Raw genomic sequence first — 14,314 nt, forward strand, 5'->3', positions numbered from 1 at the left:
CCGCGTCTGCCACCCCCACCACCATGGCGCGAGTTGTCAGCAGATCAGTTGCGCACTAATGTCACCACGCCTTGGTGCTCGGGAAATCCGGTGTGATGCCGGTGCGGCCCTCGCCACTGTGATCGGGAAGTCCGGCTCCAGCCCTCGCGGCAGCCACTGGGTGCACACGTACCCGGGAAGGCGGAGTCCGGTCGGTACGACCCGTCAGCCAGGAGACCGGCCAGGGCGCGTTGTCCATCCACGAGGTGCTGGAGAGGGTCTGCCGAGCCATGCACATAGCCGAGGGTTTCCTCCCGCCGGCGCACGCGATCGCCTGGGGCGTAGCGTCCGCGCCGTTCGTCGTCCACGGAGTCCGCTCCCTGACCCGTGAGGTCAAGGAGCACCCGGAGAGCACCCTGCTCCTCGGCGCCTCCGGGGCCTTTACTTTTGTCCTTTCCGCACTGAAGATCCCGTCCGTCACGGGCAGTTGCTCGCACCCGACGGGAACCGGGCTCGGAGCGATCCTGTTCCGGCCACCCATCATGACGGTGCTCGGCACCATCACCCTGCTCTTCCAGGCCCTGCTGCTCGCCCACGGCGGCCTCACCACCCTGGGCGCCAACGTGTTCTCGATGGCGATCGTGGGGCCCTGGGCCGGATACGCGGTCTACCGGCTCCTCAAGCGGTACGACGTGCCGCTCATGGTCGCCGTGTTCTTCGGGGCGTTCGTCGCCGACCTGTCCACGTACTGCGTCACCAGTGTCCAGCTGGCGCTCGCCTTCCCCGACCCCAGCAGCGGGTTCCTCGGCGCGCTGGGGAAGTTCGGCGGCATCTTCGCCGTCACCCAGATCCCCCTCGCGGTCAGCGAAGGACTGCTCACCGTCCTGGTGATGCGGCTGCTCGTGCAGTCCAGCAAGGGCGAGCTGACCCGGCTCGGCGTGCTGCTGCAGGGCAAGCGGAAGCAGACCGTGACGACGACGACCACGACCACTACGGAGACGGGGGCCAGCGCCTGATGAGCCGGAACGCGAAGATCAACATCCTGCTGCTCGTCGTCGTCGCCGCGCTCGCGGTGCTGCCCCTGGCCCTCGGGCTCGGCGACGACAAGGAAGAACCGTTCACCGGCGCCGACTCGCAGGCCGAGACGGCGATCACCGAGATCGAGCCGGACTACAAGCCGTGGTTCTCCCCGCTGTACGAACCCCCGTCCGGGGAGATCGAATCGGCGCTGTTCGCCCTGCAGGCGGCCCTCGGCGCCGGTGTGCTCGCGTACTACTTCGGGCTGCGCAAGGGGCGCCGCCAGGGCGCGGAGCCGGCGCGAACTCAGCAGGAGCGGACGGAGCAGGCGGCCGGTACGCAGGCCGACGCCGAGGGCGCCCGGCCCGAGACCGAGCAGGTCTGATCCGGCGTGCTGCCCATCGACGCGGCGGCGCACAGCAGTCGCTGGCGCCGCCGCCACCCCGTGGACAAGGCCGTGCTCGGGCTCGGCCTCACCGTCCTGGCCATCTCGCTGCCGCCCTGGCCGGGCGCCGCGCTCGTCCTGGTCACCGCGCTCGTCCTGCTGCTCGGCCCCGCGGGCGTGCCCCCTCGCAAACTGTGGCGCGCCTACCGGGTGCCGCTCGGCTTCTGTGTCACCGGCGCGCTGACGCTGCTCGTCCAACTCGGCGGTCCCGACGGATTCGTCACGTTCGCCGACGGCGGCCCGGCGCGCGCGGGCGGCCTCCTCCTGCGCACCTCCGCGGCCTCCCTCGGCGTGCTCCTCTTCGCCTTCACCACACCGATGTCGGACCTGTTGCCCCGGCTGGTGAAGGCGGGCGTGCCCGCACCGGTCGTGGACGTGGCACTCGTCACTTACCGGATGAGCTTCCTGCTCCTCGACTCCATGAGCCGGATCCGGCAGGCCCAGGCCGCCCGGCTCGGTCACACCACTCGCGCCGCCACCTGGCGTTCCCTGGCCGGTCTCGGCGCCACCGCGTTCGTGCGGGCCTTCGACCGGGCGAGCCGTCTGCAGGCCGGGCTCGCGGGACGCGGCTATGACGGCACACTGCGCGTCCTCGTGCCCGACGCCCGCATCTCGCGGCCCTTCGTGGCCGTCGGCGCGGCACTCCTCGTGGGCCTGGTGGCCCTCACCCTCGTACTGGAAAGGTTCCTGCCATGACCGAGCCGAGGGTTCTGCGCGAGCCGGGCGCCCGCGGCGGACCGGGCGACCCGGTGGTCGCCCTGCGCGCCGCGTCCTACGCGTACGAGGACGGGCCCACCGTGCTCAGCGGCCTCGACTTCGATGTCGTCGAGGGCCGCGCCCTCGCCCTGCTCGGCCGCAACGGCAGCGGCAAGACCACCCTCATGCGGCTGCTCAGCGGCGGACTGCGGCCCGCCGCGGGCCGGTTGACGGTCGAGGGCGTCCCCGTGACGTACGACCGCAAGGGCCTGACCCGGCTGCGCACGACCGTGCAGCTGGTCGTCCAGGACCCCGACGACCAGCTGTTCGCCGCCTCCGTCGAGCAGGACGTGTCCTTCGGGCCGCTCAATCTCGGCCTGTCCGACGCGGAGGTGCGGGCCAGGGTCGCCGAGGCGCTCACGGCGCTCGACATCACCGCGCTGGCCGACCGCCCGACCCACCTGCTCTCCTACGGCCAGCGCAAACGCACCGCCATCGCCGGCGCCGTCGCGATGCGCCCCCGCGTACTGGTCCTTGACGAGCCGACCGCCGGACTCGACCCCGACGGCCAGGAGCGTCTCCTCGCCACGCTGCAACGGTTGCGGGACGCGGGCACGACGGTGGTCATGGCGACCCACGACGTGGACCTGGCCCTGCGCTGGGCCGACGACGCGGCGCTGCTCACCCCCGCCGGGGTGCGGACAGGACCGGTCGCGGAGATGCTGGGCCGCCGTGACCTGCTCACCCAGGCCGGCCTGCACCTGCCGTGGGGAATCGCGGTCGCCGAACTCCTGCGCACGCACGGCCTGGCGGCCGACGCGGGCGAGGGCCCGCGCACGGCGGAGGAGCTGGCGGCGCTGGTGGCGGGGGCGGGGGCGGGGGAGCGCTGAGGGAGCCGTTCCCCGCCCCGGGCCCACCGGGCGGCTCAGCAGTGGCGGTACACGTGACCGTCCTCGCCCGCGGGCCGGACGTCGCGGTCGCGCAGGGTGATGGACAGCTTCCTGCCCCAGGTGCGGCAGGCGGCGTCGAAGTCCTTGCGCACGTACTCGATGTCGAAGACCTTCCCGTCGTACGCGGACGCGAAGTCGGGGCACTCCTTGTAGTGGGCGCACTCCTCCGTCACGGCGAAGTCGAAGCCGATCCGCTTGCGCCGGTCCAGCAGGTCGGTGGTGTTCTTCTGCGCGATGGCCAGGCCCTGGCCGTGCGCGCGACGGGCGAGGAGGCGGGCGAAGGCCGCGGCGTCGTCGGGGGTGAGCAGGTCGTCGGAGCGCTCGTAGGAGTCGAGGTTGTCGGGCTCCACCGCGTCGAAGCCCGCCTTCGCGCAGCCGTCGATCCACTTGCCGACGATGTCGGCGAGGGCCGTGCGCTTCTTCGGCGTGGAGATGTCGAGCAAGGGCTCATCCCAGTCCTCGTCGACGACCGTCTCCCCCTCGTCGTCCCGCAGGAGAAGCGTGGGGTGCTCGTGCTCCCACCAGGAAGTCGCCTCCTTGCCGGGCTGGGCCTGGAAGGCGTTGACATAACAGATGTTGTAGCGGCCAGGGACGGGCTCGGCGGTGCGGTCGCGCGAGACGGCCCGCACCTTCGGCCCAGGCGGGTACGGGCCACCCAGCTGGTAGTCGAAAGCGGCGTCGACCGGTGGCTGGCGGACCTCGCCCCCGTGCGGGCGGGCCGCGGGACTCTCGGACTCAGGGGCGCCGGAACCGCCGGTCGAGCAGCCGGCCAGAAGGGCGAGGAGCACCGCGCCGCCCAGAGTGATGCGCACGGGCCGTCGGGCCCGGGCCGCCGCGGTGCCCGTCGGCCGCGCGGCGGAGTTCCCGTCAGTCCACGCGAGGCTCCCTCCGGTCCGCGCGGAAAGGGTCTCATCGGTCCGCGCGGAGCGGTTCTTGCTGGTACGCCACTTGATCCCGGTCACCCGACAAGGATCGCAGCCCTCAATTCCGGGCCGCGCGCAGGGCGGGTCAGGACAAGGCTTCGGTTGTTTGCTCGGCCATGCCCGCCTCGCCGGCCGCGTTGGGGTGCACGGGCACGAAGTTCGTGCCGAAGAGCACCGGTTCGATCCAGCGCTGCCCCGCCGGACGGCAGGCGTCGTGCGCGTCGGACGCCGCGGCCATGTCGACGAACGTGGCACCGGCCTTCGCGGCGGCGCGCTGCGCCACGCCGTTCAAGGTGGCCTCCAGATCACGGAGGTAGGGGACGTCGCCCTCCGCGATCGGCATCTTGGCGAAGCAGCCCGGCACGGACCGCGCCGGAGTGATCCACGGATAGCCGAGGACCGCGACCTTCGCCCGCGGCGACCTCGCCCTGATCTCGTTCAGCGACGCCTTGATCGCCGGGTACGTCTTCGACTCGACCTGGTCCTTGAAGCTGTCGCCGTAGTGGTCCTTGCAGGGGCTGCCCTTGCCGCCGGAGAGGACGCCCGCGCTGCCGCAGGCCAGGATCGAGCTGATGAAGGTGTTGTTGTCGTTGCCGCCGATGGTGAGCGTCACCAGTTGCGTGTCGCTCTTCAGCGCGTCGAACTGTGGGGCCACGCCCGGGTACTGGGACGTGGTGAAGTGCTTGGTCTGCGCCCCGCCGCACGTCACGTCGGTGAGTCTCGCGCCCAGCGAGGCCGCCAGGAGGTGCGGGTAGTTCCGTGAGGTGCGGGCGCACTGGAGAGGTGCCTCGGCGTCGAGGGGAAGCACGCCCGAACCGGCGCTGTAACTGTCCCCCAGGGCGACGTAGCGCAATGGTTCCGCGGTCTCTGCGGCGGCCGGGCCCGCGCCGAGGCCGAGCGCGGCGATGCCGGTGACGGCGGCGAGGACCGCGACGGTGCGACGGGGAGCGGGCATGCGCATGGGAGTTCTCCTCCGGGCAGGGGGAAGCCAGGGGAGGGCGGGGGCCGGCTTCCAGAGGTGGGTGTGTGCAACGTAGTGCACGATGAGACGGCTCACTACGTACACGCATGCGCATCCGCGTGGTGCCGATTGGCATCCGGGTGACAAGCCCTGTGCGAGCGGACGCGGCGGCACCGGAGGAGGAAGTGCCGCCCGCCGGAATTCGCTCTTTCGGGTACGGGGGTACCTGGGTGTGCGGGTATGTCGGTACGTCAGTACGGCGATACGCCGGGGTGGTCACGCCCCGGCGTATCGGCCGCTGATCCGTATGCCCGCGCGGGGGAGACAGCTTCCCCCGCCGTCCCTCACTTCCGGAGAATGGCGCGGATGTCGTCCACGTTCCCGCGGTGGGCGGCCAGTTGCTTCTCGCGCTCCTTGAGGAAGGCCGAGCCGAGTTCCTCGCGCCGTTTCATGGCGACGTTCTCGCGGGCATCGTTGAGGATGGTGCGCTCTTCCTCGTCCGTGTGGTGGTTGATGGCCTCGACGAGCTTCTCCAGCTTCTCGTCCCACTCGTCCGAGCCGACGTCTTCGACCTCGAGCAGTTCCAGGAGCGCCTGATTGCCCTCCTCGTGCTCTTCCTCGCCGTGCTCGACCTCTTCGTCGTCGATGTTCTTGTACCGGCGCAGTGCCGGATAGACCTCCGCCTCCTCGGCGAGGGCGTGCGCGATCAGCAGGTCGGCGAACTCGCTGAGCGCGGCGGCACGGTCGGCCTCCATGTTGCGCATGTCGCGGAAGAGGTCCTCCATCGTGCGGTGGTCCTGAAGGATCAGCTCGACGACGTCCTGCGTCTGGGCCATGGGGGTTCCGCCTTTCGATTCTTCCGATTCCGGAAGCCGTATACCCCGTGATCGGGGTTCATCGCACGAGCCGCGCGATGAGCTCCTCCACCTCGGCGGGGCTGAGGTGGAGGAGCAGGGCGTCGTCGGGCGTGCCCGGCGCGGCGGGGGCGATCACGAGCCGCACGTGATCGTCGCGTGGAGCCGGAGCCGGAGCCGGAGCCTCGATATGGAAGGCCGGAGGCAGAGACGTCCGCCAGGAGATCAAGGCGTCGCGCAGACGGCCGTGCGCCGAGGAGACATCGCGTGCGGCCCAGCGCGTGGTGACGGCGTCGAGGCCGTCGGCCCGCCGCGTTCCGGCCCGGGTGGTGGTGTTCGCCATGGCCTCATCCTCACCATCCGACGGAGCGTTCGCCTCCGGTCGGCCGCAGAGGGAGTAACGCCCCCACGAATGCCGGGCCGCCGGACCGCGAGCAGAGCCGCCGGACGCCGGAATTTTCCGGATGCGTATGGCACAGAAGTGCGGGTACAGAAGAGAAACCCAGTGATATTTCACATCGTGGAAGGAGCACAGCGTGCTCAGGCCCAACCCGGCGATTCTGGACGGACTGCTCAACACCTACGCGACCCTGCGCGCCCGGCAGGCCGCCGAGGACTCTGCCGAAATCCGTCGTCGACTGGACGACGTCTCGTACACGCTGTGCGTATCCACCGGTACGCGGAATGTGGAAGCCGCCATCGAGGCCGCCACGGCGCAACTGTCGGCAATGGCCTACGACGACACGCCCGGCCTGGCGGCCTGAGCTCCGGTCCCACCCCAAAGCCCCACCGGCGCCCCTCGCCGCGCCGCGCGCCCGCGACTGCGCCACGCTGGAGAGTGCCAGAGCCTCTGGAGCGCGGCCGGTGCCGGTCTCCGGAGCGCACGTACGCCGCAGTCCCGGAGGCCGGAGGTGCCGATGGAGCCCGTTCAGGCGTTGGAACGCATCGCCTTTCTGCTGGAACGCGGACGCGCCCCCACCTACCGGGTGAAGGCATTCCGGACCGCCGCCGCCGTGGTCGGGGAACTGGCCGAGGGCGAGGCCGAGCGCCGGGCCGCCGACGGCTCGCTGGAGTCGCTCAAGGGGATCGGGCCCAAGACCGCGGGCGTGGTCCGCGAGGCGCTGGCCGGTGGTGTGCCGGCGTACCTGGAGCGGCTGGAGGACGAGGCGCGCGAGCCGATCACCGGGGGCGGCGCCGACCTGAGGGCCCTGCTGCGTGGCGACTGCCACCTGCACTCCGACTGGTCGGACGGCGGTAGCCCCATCGAGGAGATGGGCCGGGCGGCGCGGGAGATCGGCCATGAGTGGGCGGTGCTCACCGACCACTCGCCGCGGCTCACCATCGCCCGCGGTCTCTCACCGGACCGGCTGCGCGAGCAGCTGGAGGTGGTGGCCGCGCTCAATGAGCGCTGGGCGCCCTTCCGGCTGCTCACCGGCATCGAGTGCGACATCCTCGACGACGGCTCCCTCGACCAGGAGCCGGAGCTGCTCGACCGGCTCGATGTGGTGGTCGTGTCCGTCCACTCCAAGCTGCGCATGGACGCGGCCGCGATGACGCGCCGCATGGTCACCGCGGTCAGTGATCCGCGGGCCGACGTCCTCGGGCACTGCACCGGACGGATCGTCGTCGGCCGCGGCAGGCCGGAGTCGCAGTTCAACGCCGACGCGGTGTTCGCCGCGTGCGCGGACGCGGGCACGGCGGTGGAGATCAACAGCCGTCCCGAGCGGCTCGACCCGCCACGGCGGCTGCTCCGCCGGGCCGTGGCGGCCGGAACGCTGTTCTCCGTGGACACGGACGCCCACGCGCCCGGCCAGCTGGACTGGCAGATCATCGGGTGCGAGCGGGCCGAGGAGTGCGGTGTTCCGGCTGAGCGGGTCGTGAACACCTGGTCGGCGGAGAAGCTTCTGACCTGGACGCGGATGAGCCGGGCGAGGGCTCGCTCCGCCTCCTGACGGCTACGTTCTCAAGGCCCGGACCCAGGCCCGGGCCCGGGCCCCGCCGCCCCGACGGTTGCCTACGCCGTCGGCTCAGTCGTCGTCCTCCAGCGCCGTCAGGACGCGGTCCGGGGTGAGCGGCAGTTCGCGCAGCCGTACGCCGATCGCGTGGTGCACCGCGTTGCCGATGGCCGCGGCCGTCCCGACGATGCCGATCTCGCCGATGCCCTTGCTCCCCATGGGGTTCAGGTGCGGGTCGTCCTCATCGATCCAGTGCGCCTCGATCACGGGCACGTCGGCGTGGGCCGGCACGTGGTAGGAGGCGAGGTCGGACTCCGCGAAGTCGCCGAAGGCGGCGTCCATCGTGCTGCTCTCGGTCAGCGCCATCCCCAGGCCCATCGTCATGCCGCCGATGAACTGCGAACGGGCCGTGAGGGCGTTGAGGATGCGTCCCGCGGCGTAGACGCCAAGGAGACGGCGCACCCGGACCTCGCCGGACACCGTGTCGACCGTGACCTCGGCGAAGTGGGCGCCGAAGGCATGGCTGGCGTAGTCGCTCTCGGCGTCGGCGGTGCCCGTCGTGTCGGCCGTGGCGCTGACGCCCTCCGGGGGCAGCTGCTGCCCCTGCTGTCCGGCGAGCCGCTCGGCCAGCCGCGTACAGGCCTCGTGCACGGCCCAGCCCCAGGAGGCCGTGCCCATGGAACCTCCGGCCAGTGGTGCCGACGGCAGGTCGCTGTTGCCGACCTCGGTGCGCACCCGCTCCACCGGGACGCCGAGCGCGTCGGCGGCGACCTGGGCCAGCACGGTGCGGGCGCCCGTGCCGATGTCGGTGGCGTTGACCCGGACCACGAAGCTGCCGTCCGGACAGGCGTGGGCGGCGGCCTGGGAAGGCGAGGCGGAGGCCGGGTAGGTGGCCGCGGCGACCCCCGTGCCCACCAGGAGGGGCCCTTCCCGGCGGGTGCGCGGGCGCGGGTCGCGCTCGGACCAGCCGAAGCGGCGGGCGCCTTCCCGCAGGCATTCGGCGAGATGGCGGCTGCTGAACGGCCGGGAGCTGTCGGGTTCGGTGTCGGTGTCGTTGCGCAGCCGCAGTTCGACGGGGTCGACGCCGGCCGCATCGGCGAGCTCGTCCATCGCCGACTCCAGCGCGTACATGCCGGGAGCCTCGCCCGGGGCGCGCATCCAGGAGGGGCTCGGCACGTCGAGGGGGACCACGCGGTGGGTGGTGCGGGCGTGCGGCGAGGGGTACATGACGCGGGTCGCGGCGGCGGCCGTCTCGACGAACTCCTTGACGTGGGAGGTGTGCGAGGTGACCTCGTGGATCACGGAGGTCAGCGTGCCGTCCGGCTCGGCGGCCAGCCGCAACCGGTGCAGCGTCGGGGAACGGTGCCCCACGACCGTCGCCAACTGCCGCCGGGGCAGGGAGAGTTTGACCGGCCTCTCGGTCACCCGGGCGGCCATGGCGGCGAGCACCACGTGCGGCCGTGGCGTGCCCTTGGAGCCGAAGCCGCCGCCGACGTGCTCGGAGACGACCGTGATTCGGTCCTCGGGCAGCTCGAACAGACTGGCCAGGACGCCGCGGACCGTGGTGGCACCCTGGCTGGAGTCGTGCACGGTCAGGTGCCCGTCCTGCCAGCGCGCCGTCGCGGCGTGCGGCTCCATGGGGTGGTTGTGCAGGGGCGGCACCGTGTAGTTCACGTCGACGCGTACGGGCGAGGCGTCGAACGTCTTCTCGGCGTCGCCGCGGGTGTGCTCTCCCGACGTACCGTCGGAGTCCTCCGGTACGTAGGCGTCGGGGTGGTCGGCGCGCAGGGTGACGTCGTGGGACTCCTCCGCGTAGGTGACCCGCACGGCATCGGCGCCTTCGCGTGCCGCCTCCAGGGTGTCGGCGACGACGAGTGCGACGTACCAGCCGCGGTGCGGCACCCGGGCGTTCTGCAGCACGGCGAGGGTCGCGTCGTCCGGCTCGGCCAGCTTCGGCGCGTTCAGATGGCTGAGGACGGCGACGACGCCGGGCAGCGCGAGGGCTTCCTCGTCGTCGACGGCCGTGACCTCACCGCGTGCCACCGTGGCGGGCACCGGCCAGGCGTAGGCGCAGCCCTCGGGCGAGTGCTCGGCGGCGTAGCGGGCGGTCCCGGTCACCTTGTCGGGGCCCTCCCTGCGTTCGGCGGGCGCCCCGAGAGCACTGACGGTGTCCGGCATGAGGTTCTCCCTGAGAAGCGGATACGGGCGGGGGCGGGGTCAGGACGCGGACGTGCCGGGGGAGCGGGGCGAGTCGGCGAGGCGCCGCAACACGTCGCACGCGAGATTGCGGGCAAGACGCACCTTGAAGGCGTTCTCCCGCAGCGGCTCGGCGGCGGAGAGTTCGGTGTCGACGGCGCGCAGGAACGCCTCGTCCGTCGGCGCGGCACCCGTCAGCGCCTCCTCGGCCCGCAGGGCGCGCCACGGCCGGTGGGCCAGGCCTCCGAACGCGATCCGTACCTGGCGTACGACGGAGTCCTCGACGTCGAGCACCACTGCCACGGACGCGAGCGCGAAGGCGTACGACGCCCGGTCGCGCGCCTTGCGGTACGCCGAGGGCAGGTTCGCGGTCGAGGGCGGCAGCGTCACCCCGGTGATGAGCTCGCCGTGCGCGATCTCGGTGTCCTTCTCCGGCCGGTCGCCGGGCAGCCGATGGAACTCGGCGGCGGGCAGCGTGCGGGAGCCCCGGGGGCCCCGCAGTTCGACCTGGGCGTCGAGTGCGGCGAGTGCGACCGCCATGTCGGAGGGGTGAGTGGCCACACAGTGCGGCGAGTGGCCGAGGACGGCGTGGTCGCGGTCGACGCCTTCGCGCGCGCCGCAGCCGCTGCCGGGCTCACGCTTGTTGCACGGCTTGCCGAGGTCCTGGAAGTAGGGGCAGCGGGTGCGCTGGAGCAGGTTGCCGCCCGTCGTGGCCATGTTGCGCAGCTGGCCCGACGCGCCGGAGAGCAATGCCTGCGCGAGGACGGGGTAGCGGTCGCGGACCAGTGGGTGGGCGGCCAGGTCGCTGTTGCGCACGGCCGCGCCGACGCGGACGGAGCCGTCGCGGAGCTCCTCCACGGAGTCCAGCGGCAGCCGGCTGACGTCGATCAGCGTCTCGGGCCGCTCAACGCCCAGCTTCATCAGGTCGACGAGGTTGGTCCCGCCGCCGAGGTAGCGGGCGGCGGGGCGGCCGGCGTGGGCCGCGGTCGCCTCGTCGACGCTGTGGGCGCGCACGTACCTGAAGGTCTTCACGGGGTCACGTCCTCGACGGCTTCGACGATGTGCGGGTAGGCGCCGCAGCGGCACAGGTTGCCGCTGAGCCGCTCGCGGATCTCGTCCTTGGTCAGCGGTACGGGTGGGCCGGTGGCCGTGCCCGGCTCCGTCACGTAGGAGGCACGGCCCGCCTCGGCCTCCGCGATGGCGCCGACGGCCGAACAGAGCTGACCCGGCGTGCAGTACCCGCACTGGAAGGCGTCGCGCTCGACGAAAGCCCGCTGAAGCGGGTGCGGTGCCTCGCCGTCGGCGTCCCGCAGCCCTTCGACGGTGGTGATGTCGCATCCTTCGCAGGCGACGGCCAGCAGCAGACAGCTGTTGGCGCGGCGCCCGTCCACGAGGACCGTGCAGGCACCGCACTGGCCGTGATCACAGCCCTTCTTGGCGCCTGTCAGGCCGAGCTGCTCGCGCAGGACGTCCAGCAGGGTCGAACGGTGGTCCACGACGGGCCCGCAGCCCTTGCCGTTCACCGTCATGGGCACTTCCGAATGGAACACATCGGTTCCCATGGCGCGCTGCTCCCTCGTCCGAACATGATCTGTGACGACTTCGTTTAACCAGCCTGAGCCAGAACACACATTCCGGCATGCCGGAGGGAGTGGGCCGGGGTGCGGGATTGCGGCCAGTTTTGTCGGGTTCCGACGGGGCAACCGACTGGTGCGAGGCTGTGCGGCGACGCACAGCAATTGACCACTATCGAGCCAGAGCTCTATGGAGGCCCATCATGCTGAAGGCCATTGCAGACGTTTTCCGTGCCATCGGTGGAGCCATTGCGACGGTGGTCACCCTGCCGTTCCGTGCGGTCGCACGGCTCTTCGGAGGCGCTTCCGACACCGCGCACGGTCATCACTGACGACAAAATGTGTCAGTCAGCCCATTGGTCCGTGGGAAGGGGGCCGGAGCAATTGCTCCGGCCCCCTTCCCACGGACCAATGGATGTCACCGGTTCACAGGCTCCGCTGACATTCACCAATAATGCCTGCGACCGCCCACCGAGTGTCCGACCGCCCCGAGGACCCAGAGCACCGCACCGATGACGACGAGTGCGACGCCGATGGTCCAGAGGATGGATATGCCTGTCAGCAGGCCGATGACGAGCAAGATGATACCGAGTGCGATCATGGATCCTCCGACCCTCAGAACTCTTTTCAGTGTACGCCTGACGGGTGAAACCGCAGAGCGGAATCAGTGGCCCGAGCTGCTGTAATAACCCCCGAGCTGGTCGCGGTATGCGGGGTCGCCCAAGTGCTTTTCCTTGTCGAACTCGGGCGCGTCCTTGATCTGCTCCTTGGTGAGCGAGACCAGAATCCGCCGGGCTTCGTGGTCGATGGCCGTGACGGTACTGGCGGGCAGCAGAACCTCCTTGCCGAAGATCCATACGCCGGTGTCGACGACGATGTACTGGTTGGCGACCTCGTCGGAATGCTTGTCGACCTTGCCGATGTGGCCGTCCGCGGCTTCGACCTTGTAGCCCGTCAGATCGGCGTCCGGGCCGTGCCCGGCGGTCGGAACGTAACTCCACATTTCGTTGCTCACGCACGACTCCCTGATCGACACCTGAAACACAGGTTTTCGCTTACCCGGACCGGCATCCCGAGGATCAGCCGCTCCTGCCGTTCGAGTGTCCTTTCCGGACGAGACCAAACAACGATCCGTCACATAGCCTCTGGCAGGGAGACGGCAGATGCCACGGGTGCGCATGTGCACGTGGGGGAGTGGAGGGGGCGGGGTGCTCGGAAAGGGCACGCGGTGGCTCGCGGGCGCCATGGCGGTGGCATGTCTGGTGCTGGTCGGCCCGAGCGCGTCGAGCGGCGGTTTCCACGCCGGGTCACTGCCCGTCGCGGGCGACCGGGACGTCGTACCGAACCGCGTCATGACCTGGAACGTCTGCAACCCTTGCGACGCGAGTGAGATCGGCCGCGCGGCGGAGATCGCCAGGTACGCGCCTCAGGTCATCGGCCTGCAGGAAGCGTGTGTGCGTGACGTCGAGCGGATCCGGGACTACCTGAGGATCCTCTACGGGCTGGACTACCACGTCGAGTACGGGGCGGTGCTGCACAAGCGGAGCCGCTGCGGGGGGTGGCCGTGGAGCCCGGGCGCCTTCGGCCAGGCGATCCTCTCGGCGGCGCCGATGACGGACCGCGAGAACGTGGAGTACCCCGACGGCGGATCCGAGGACCGCGGGTACCTGGCAGTCACCACCACCGTGGGCGGCCGGTCCGTGCGAGTCTTCAACACCCACCTCGCCCAACGCCGGCAAGAGGCGGTCCGGGCGGGCCAGACCCGGGTGCTCGCCGCAGCCGTCGCCCGGCACGACCGCGCGATCGTTCTCGGCGACTTCAACGCCGTGCCGGACACGCCGGAACTCACCCGGATATGGGCGCTGGCCGCGGACGCCGACCCCCAGTGCCACCCCGCGGCCACCGGCATCTGCAAGCCGACCACCGACTGGCGCAGCAAGTTCGACTACATCTTCCTGCGGGACATCGTCCCGTTCGGCCACGGCGTGCACCCCACCCCGTACTCGGACCACGACCTGGTCCACGCCGACCTGGACCCGGCTTAGGACCGCCGACGACGGCCTCTGATCCAGAGCGCCAGGACCACGGAGCACACCGCGGCGATCGCGCACCAGGTCGAGACGTACTCCTGCCGCCACAGCGCGGCGCAGACCGCGGCCCCGATGGCGACGAGGACGCCGAACAGGACGAGTCCCCGGTCACCGGAGAGGAGCAGGGAGCCGATGGTGGCGAGCAGGTAGCCGACGACGACCAGCGCCGGCTGCGGCAGGCCCAGGGCGTACCCGACGGTGTGCCCGCGGATCTCGGCCGTCACGGTGCGGGTCGCCAGCGCGTACGCGAGCGCGGTCGCCGTCAGGACCCCCGCCGCCAGCGGGACGAGCAGCCGGCGGCGCGCGTTTCGCGGCGCGGCGCACAGCACGGCCGCCGGTACCCACACCGCCAACAGGGGGAGTGCGACGACGGCCCAGGCGACGGTGGCGGGTCCGGTGCCGCCGTCGTGGTGCCAGACCGCGGCCTCGATGATCTGGTGGGCGCCCAGGAGCAGCGGCAGCGCGGCCAACGGCAGGTCACGGGGGCGGCGGGCCGCCAGCGTCACCGAGGCGACCCCCACGGCCGAGATGCCCGCTCCCGCGACCAGGTCGGCCGTCGCGCTCCAGCACATGGCGGCAACGCTACGGCCGCCCCGGCGCGCGGGCGCGTCGGGCCGGTCCTTCGGGGTGGCAAGGAGGTTGGGGACCGGCCTGCTCGCGACCCATTGACATCG

At 71.4% G+C, this 14,314-nt stretch carries 18 protein-coding genes and 1 riboswitch; of the genes, 8 read left to right on the plus strand and 10 right to left on the minus strand.

The features are described from left to right. The first annotated feature begins 55 nt into the window (after positions 1-55). A riboswitch (cobalamin riboswitch) is annotated at positions 56-239 on the plus strand. Positions 240-269: 30 nt separating this feature from the next. The 4 genes from AC07DI_RS31860 to AC07DI_RS31875 are packed head-to-tail and all read left to right on the plus strand — an operon-like array spanning position 270 to position 3,027. After that, complete coding sequence (locus tag AC07DI_RS31860; RefSeq protein ID WP_384252605.1) at positions 270-995, plus strand: energy-coupling factor ABC transporter permease; 726 nt, start codon at positions 270-272, stop codon at positions 993-995. Next, complete coding sequence (locus AC07DI_RS31865; RefSeq protein ID WP_478907866.1) at positions 995-1,381, plus strand: energy-coupling factor ABC transporter substrate-binding protein; 387 nt, start codon at positions 995-997, stop codon at positions 1,379-1,381. Before AC07DI_RS31860 ends, AC07DI_RS31865 begins: the two co-directional genes overlap by 1 nt. A gap of 6 nt (positions 1,382-1,387) precedes the next feature. Continuing rightward, positions 1,388-2,137 carry a cobalt ECF transporter T component CbiQ gene (gene cbiQ, locus AC07DI_RS31870; RefSeq protein WP_478907868.1) on the plus strand — a complete coding sequence of 250 codons (750 nt, stop codon included), beginning with the start codon at positions 1,388-1,390 and terminating at the stop codon, positions 2,135-2,137. Next, entirely contained in the window at positions 2,134-3,027 is an 894-nt protein-coding gene (locus AC07DI_RS31875) for an energy-coupling factor ABC transporter ATP-binding protein (RefSeq protein WP_478907870.1), read from the plus strand. The genes cbiQ and AC07DI_RS31875 overlap by 4 nt, the downstream gene beginning before the upstream one ends. Positions 3,028-3,062: 35 nt before the next feature. On the opposite strand, the gene AC07DI_RS31880 is transcribed toward AC07DI_RS31875, so the two are convergent. The 4 genes from AC07DI_RS31880 to AC07DI_RS31895 all read right to left on the minus strand — a co-directional run bounded on the left by AC07DI_RS31880 (position 3,063) and on the right by AC07DI_RS31895 (position 6,168). Continuing rightward, the gene (locus AC07DI_RS31880) at positions 3,063-3,899 is read right to left on the minus strand and encodes an endo alpha-1,4 polygalactosaminidase (RefSeq protein ID WP_478907973.1); all 837 of its coding nucleotides are present in this window, start codon (positions 3,897-3,899) and stop codon (positions 3,063-3,065) included. A 196-nt stretch (positions 3,900-4,095) separates the two neighbouring features. Next, positions 4,096-4,971, minus strand: a complete 876-nt coding sequence (locus AC07DI_RS31885; RefSeq protein ID WP_478907872.1) for an SGNH/GDSL hydrolase family protein — start codon at positions 4,969-4,971, stop codon at positions 4,096-4,098. 344 nt (positions 4,972-5,315) lie between these two features. Continuing rightward, positions 5,316-5,807, minus strand: coding sequence for a hemerythrin domain-containing protein (locus AC07DI_RS31890; RefSeq protein ID WP_384252592.1), 492 nt, complete (start codon positions 5,805-5,807; stop codon positions 5,316-5,318). 58 nt (positions 5,808-5,865) lie between these two features. After that, the gene (locus AC07DI_RS31895) at positions 5,866-6,168 is read right to left on the minus strand and encodes a hypothetical protein (RefSeq protein ID WP_384252590.1); all 303 of its coding nucleotides are present in this window, start codon (positions 6,166-6,168) and stop codon (positions 5,866-5,868) included. A gap of 193 nt (positions 6,169-6,361) precedes the next feature. Here AC07DI_RS31895 and AC07DI_RS31900 point away from each other — a divergent pair, with 193 nt between their 5' ends. Both AC07DI_RS31900 and AC07DI_RS31905 read left to right on the plus strand, forming a co-directional pair. Continuing rightward, positions 6,362-6,589 carry a DUF5133 domain-containing protein gene (locus AC07DI_RS31900; protein ID WP_384252588.1) on the plus strand — a complete coding sequence of 76 codons (228 nt, stop codon included), beginning with the start codon at positions 6,362-6,364 and terminating at the stop codon, positions 6,587-6,589. Positions 6,590-6,742: 153 nt separating this feature from the next. Beyond that, positions 6,743-7,777: a PHP domain-containing protein gene (locus tag AC07DI_RS31905; protein WP_478907877.1), complete on the plus strand. Its 1,035-nt coding sequence runs from the start codon at positions 6,743-6,745 to the stop codon at positions 7,775-7,777. Positions 7,778-7,852: 75 nt separating this feature from the next. On the opposite strand, the gene AC07DI_RS31910 is transcribed toward AC07DI_RS31905, so the two are convergent. From AC07DI_RS31910 to AC07DI_RS31920, 3 genes are read right to left on the minus strand one after another with little or no spacing between them, the layout of a single operon-like run. After that, complete coding sequence (locus tag AC07DI_RS31910) at positions 7,853-9,958, minus strand: xanthine dehydrogenase family protein molybdopterin-binding subunit (RefSeq protein WP_384252584.1); 2,106 nt, start codon at positions 9,956-9,958, stop codon at positions 7,853-7,855. A gap of 39 nt (positions 9,959-9,997) precedes the next feature. Then, a complete protein-coding gene (locus tag AC07DI_RS31915) occupies positions 9,998-11,008 on the minus strand; it encodes an FAD binding domain-containing protein (protein WP_384252581.1) in 1,011 nt (336 codons plus the stop codon). Next, positions 11,005-11,538 (minus strand): (2Fe-2S)-binding protein, encoded by a 534-nt coding sequence (locus AC07DI_RS31920; RefSeq protein WP_478907880.1) that lies wholly within the window; start codon positions 11,536-11,538, stop codon positions 11,005-11,007. The genes AC07DI_RS31915 and AC07DI_RS31920 overlap by 4 nt, the downstream gene beginning before the upstream one ends. Before the next feature lie 215 nt (positions 11,539-11,753). Here AC07DI_RS31920 and AC07DI_RS31925 point away from each other — a divergent pair, with 215 nt between their 5' ends. Next, positions 11,754-11,882, plus strand: coding sequence for an LPFR motif small protein (locus AC07DI_RS31925; protein WP_252102819.1), 129 nt, complete (start codon positions 11,754-11,756; stop codon positions 11,880-11,882). Positions 11,883-11,995: 113 nt separating this feature from the next. On the opposite strand, the gene AC07DI_RS31930 is transcribed toward AC07DI_RS31925, so the two are convergent. Beyond that, on the minus strand, positions 11,996-12,151 hold the full coding sequence (locus tag AC07DI_RS31930) for a DUF6131 family protein (protein WP_384258885.1): 156 nt from the start codon (positions 12,149-12,151) through the stop codon (positions 11,996-11,998). A gap of 63 nt (positions 12,152-12,214) precedes the next feature. After that, positions 12,215-12,565 carry a PRC-barrel domain-containing protein gene (locus tag AC07DI_RS31935; protein WP_384258883.1) on the minus strand — a complete coding sequence of 117 codons (351 nt, stop codon included), beginning with the start codon at positions 12,563-12,565 and terminating at the stop codon, positions 12,215-12,217. A 163-nt stretch (positions 12,566-12,728) separates the two neighbouring features. Here AC07DI_RS31935 and AC07DI_RS31940 point away from each other — a divergent pair, with 163 nt between their 5' ends. Beyond that, positions 12,729-13,595, plus strand: a complete 867-nt coding sequence (locus AC07DI_RS31940; RefSeq protein ID WP_478907975.1) for an endonuclease/exonuclease/phosphatase family protein — start codon at positions 12,729-12,731, stop codon at positions 13,593-13,595. Here AC07DI_RS31940 and AC07DI_RS31945 read toward each other — a convergent pair. After that, a complete protein-coding gene (locus tag AC07DI_RS31945; RefSeq protein ID WP_478907883.1) occupies positions 13,592-14,212 on the minus strand; it encodes a DUF6629 family protein in 621 nt (206 codons plus the stop codon). The genes AC07DI_RS31940 and AC07DI_RS31945 overlap by 4 nt on opposite strands. Positions 14,213-14,314 lie beyond the last annotated feature (102 nt).

Source organism: Streptomyces sp. NPDC044106 (genome assembly GCF_056433985.1).

What these genes read in the sequence shown, in the direction of transcription:
- AC07DI_RS31885 (WP_478907872.1), bottom strand. Translation starts at nt 4,971, where the DNA reads ATGCGCATGCCCGCTCCCCGTCGCACCGTCGCGGTCCTCGCCGCCGTC.
- AC07DI_RS31945 (WP_478907883.1), bottom strand. Translation starts at nt 14,212, where the DNA reads ATGTGCTGGAGCGCGACGGCCGACCTGGTCGCGGGAGCGGGCATCTCG.
- AC07DI_RS31865 (WP_478907866.1), top strand. Translation starts at nt 995, where the DNA reads ATGAGCCGGAACGCGAAGATCAACATCCTGCTGCTCGTCGTCGTCGCC.
- AC07DI_RS31890 (WP_384252592.1), bottom strand. Translation starts at nt 5,807, where the DNA reads ATGGCCCAGACGCAGGACGTCGTCGAGCTGATCCTTCAGGACCACCGC.
- AC07DI_RS31860 (WP_384252605.1), top strand. Translation starts at nt 270, where the DNA reads ATGCACATAGCCGAGGGTTTCCTCCCGCCGGCGCACGCGATCGCCTGG.
- AC07DI_RS31925 (WP_252102819.1), top strand. Translation starts at nt 11,754, where the DNA reads ATGCTGAAGGCCATTGCAGACGTTTTCCGTGCCATCGGTGGAGCCATT.
- AC07DI_RS31895 (WP_384252590.1), bottom strand. Translation starts at nt 6,168, where the DNA reads ATGGCGAACACCACCACCCGGGCCGGAACGCGGCGGGCCGACGGCCTC.
- AC07DI_RS31875 (WP_478907870.1), top strand. Translation starts at nt 2,134, where the DNA reads ATGACCGAGCCGAGGGTTCTGCGCGAGCCGGGCGCCCGCGGCGGACCG.
- AC07DI_RS31940 (WP_478907975.1), top strand. Translation starts at nt 12,729, where the DNA reads ATGTGCACGTGGGGGAGTGGAGGGGGCGGGGTGCTCGGAAAGGGCACG.
- AC07DI_RS31905 (WP_478907877.1), top strand. Translation starts at nt 6,743, where the DNA reads ATGGAGCCCGTTCAGGCGTTGGAACGCATCGCCTTTCTGCTGGAACGC.
- AC07DI_RS31920 (WP_478907880.1), bottom strand. Translation starts at nt 11,538, where the DNA reads ATGGGAACCGATGTGTTCCATTCGGAAGTGCCCATGACGGTGAACGGC.
- AC07DI_RS31930 (WP_384258885.1), bottom strand. Translation starts at nt 12,151, where the DNA reads ATGATCGCACTCGGTATCATCTTGCTCGTCATCGGCCTGCTGACAGGC.
- AC07DI_RS31910 (WP_384252584.1), bottom strand. Translation starts at nt 9,958, where the DNA reads ATGCCGGACACCGTCAGTGCTCTCGGGGCGCCCGCCGAACGCAGGGAG.